Origin of the sequence: Corynebacterium lubricantis DSM 45231 (assembly GCF_000379425.1) — a bacterium.
Lineage (GTDB): Bacteria > Actinomycetota > Actinomycetes > Mycobacteriales > Mycobacteriaceae > Corynebacterium > Corynebacterium lubricantis.
On record NZ_KB902230.1, the window covers coordinates 1 to 2,168 of the forward strand.

The 2,168-nt window shown below is 52.2% G+C and carries 2 protein-coding genes; both read left to right on the plus strand.

Annotation, left to right across the window (positions count from 1 at the left end; all coding sequences use genetic code 11):
• Window positions 1-1,049, plus strand: a 1,049-nt coding sequence (locus A37O_RS15455; protein ID WP_033378147.1) for a type I restriction endonuclease subunit R, EcoR124 family, incomplete at its 5' end; no start/stop codon positions are given.
• A 121-nt stretch (window positions 1,050-1,170) separates the two neighbouring features.
• On the plus strand, window positions 1,171-1,872 hold the full coding sequence (locus tag A37O_RS0111455; protein WP_018297642.1) for a replication protein RepA: 702 nt from the start codon (window positions 1,171-1,173) through the stop codon (window positions 1,870-1,872).
• The last annotated feature ends 296 nt before the right edge of the window (window positions 1,873-2,168 follow it).

A 2,168-nucleotide genomic window follows, 5' to 3' on the forward strand; every position in this document is an offset into this window, starting at 1 on the left:
ATGATTTCACGGGGGAAATGACGACCGGAGAAGATGCCCATGGCTGTGATTATTTCACGCAGGTCTTCCTGTCGCCCGAACTTTGCAACAGCACCCTCTACGTGGACAAGAATCTACGGCAGCATGGCTTAATCCAGGCGTTCTCACGTACCAACCGCATCCTTAATTCTCGCAAGTCAGCCGGCAACATTATGTGCTACCGTAATCTGGAACAAGAGATCCACGACGCGGTGCAACGTTTCGGTGACTCGGAAGCTTACAACGTGGTGGTGTTGCAGTCTTACGAGTTCTATCTTGACAAGTACAAACAGGCCGTAGCTTCGATGAAGCAGCAGTTCGTTCCTGGCGAGATTCCGGCGGGTGAAAGGGCACAGCGTAATTTCGTCAAGCAATACACTGAATTGCTTCGTCTGACCAACGTGCTCGACTTGTTCGAGCAGTTTGGTGACGACACGACTTTATCGCCGCGCGACATGCAGGATTACCAGTCGGTGTACCTCCACTTGCATGAGGTTCTAACGCAAGACGATAAGACCGAACCTATCGATATTGTCGAAGACCTAGAGTTCGATATCCAGCTCGCCAACAAGTTCTCCGTCGATGTCGACTACATCATCGAACTGGTGCTGGAACTGAAAGACAGCCGCGGCAACATCACCGACGACGACCACTCACGCGTTCGCCGCGAGTTAGAGTCCTCGCCACGCCTGCGTCTCAAGTCTGAATTGATCGAGCAGTTCATTAACCAGATGCAAGGCGATTCGACTATCGAGGACTTTTACGTCCTCGCAACCCAGCGCTTTGTTTCCGAAGTAGACGCGCTGATTACCGAGTATCAGCTGAAAAAACGCGAGACGTATCAGTTCGTTAGTCGTGGCCTGACCACCGGAAAGGTGTCTGCTTCGGGCATGGGTGCGGCCAGTATCATGCCGCCCGTGCGCAGGTTCGGTACCATTGCTTCCCCCAGGGTATCGAAGACGGAGGTTATTTCGGCAATTAATGTTCTGATTGATCGCTACGGTGATGTTGTCAGCGAGCCACCATTCTAAGGCTCAACATGCCCGCACTGATGCGGGCATTTCTCTGCCCTAAAACAGGATGGGCTGCAACGGTGACGCTTATAGAAAAACCAACCCAATCGTCCAGCCATGGGCTGCAACGGTGACGCTTATGGCCTACATCATCACCCGTGCCGTGGAAAACGCTGGAAAGCTCAAAGCAGGAAAAATAGACCTTGAGCAAGCAGTCCGCATCCCTCTCGGCCACTCCATGAACCACTTCCTCCAAGCCATCGGAGTAACTGGACGCGGCACAGGTGGCGCAACAGGGAACTTAGCCAATATACGGGAGCAATTATTGCGCCTGGCTGACGCTCGCGTGACCGTCAAAGAGGACGATGGCGTACGCGCACGTGGTAAACACACTCAAATCATGGATGAATGGGACTTATGGTTTGATGCACGCGACCCTAACCGAGGAAGCTTCATCGAGTCCTACATCAAACTCACACCACAGTTTTTCCAGCACATTGTCGAAGCCCCCATCCCTATCGACCTTGCTGTTTTACGCCAGCTCACCAAGCCACGGTCAATGGACATTTATATCTGGCTAACGGTCAAGCAGTTTTGGCTTAGCAAAAACAACCGAGACTCCTACCTTTTTACCTGGGACATGATGGCACAAAGCTTCGCCACCAAAGAACTAAAAACAGCAGTAGGACGCCGAGACTTCCGCAACGAAATCAAGAAAGCTATCCACGATGTCCAGGCGGTCTGGCCTGAGTGTGGCATCGAAGCTGACCTAGAGGGAGTCACCGTCACTAAGACATCTCCCTCAGTTGAGAAAAAGCCGCCACGCTTACAGCTGGATTAGTACTCATCAACGAGTGAGCGCCCCTTGTGGGCGCTTTCTTTATGCCTTGGTCAGGCTGCGCATATTTACCCTCATAGCCAGAGTTATCCACAGGGTTTGAGCTGGGGGTTAGCTATTTCCCCTGGTCGCTTATAACTATAAACTGTAGAACTATATCCAGCAGGGGTAAACCAACCAGTCAACGCTAACGTCAACCAATAAATAAGAGGTTGCGTCCAATAGTGTGGTGTACAGCTACCGCCTGGTGAACCCCCCCTGCCGACCAGCAAGGAGACCACCGCGGTACCTTTCGACTC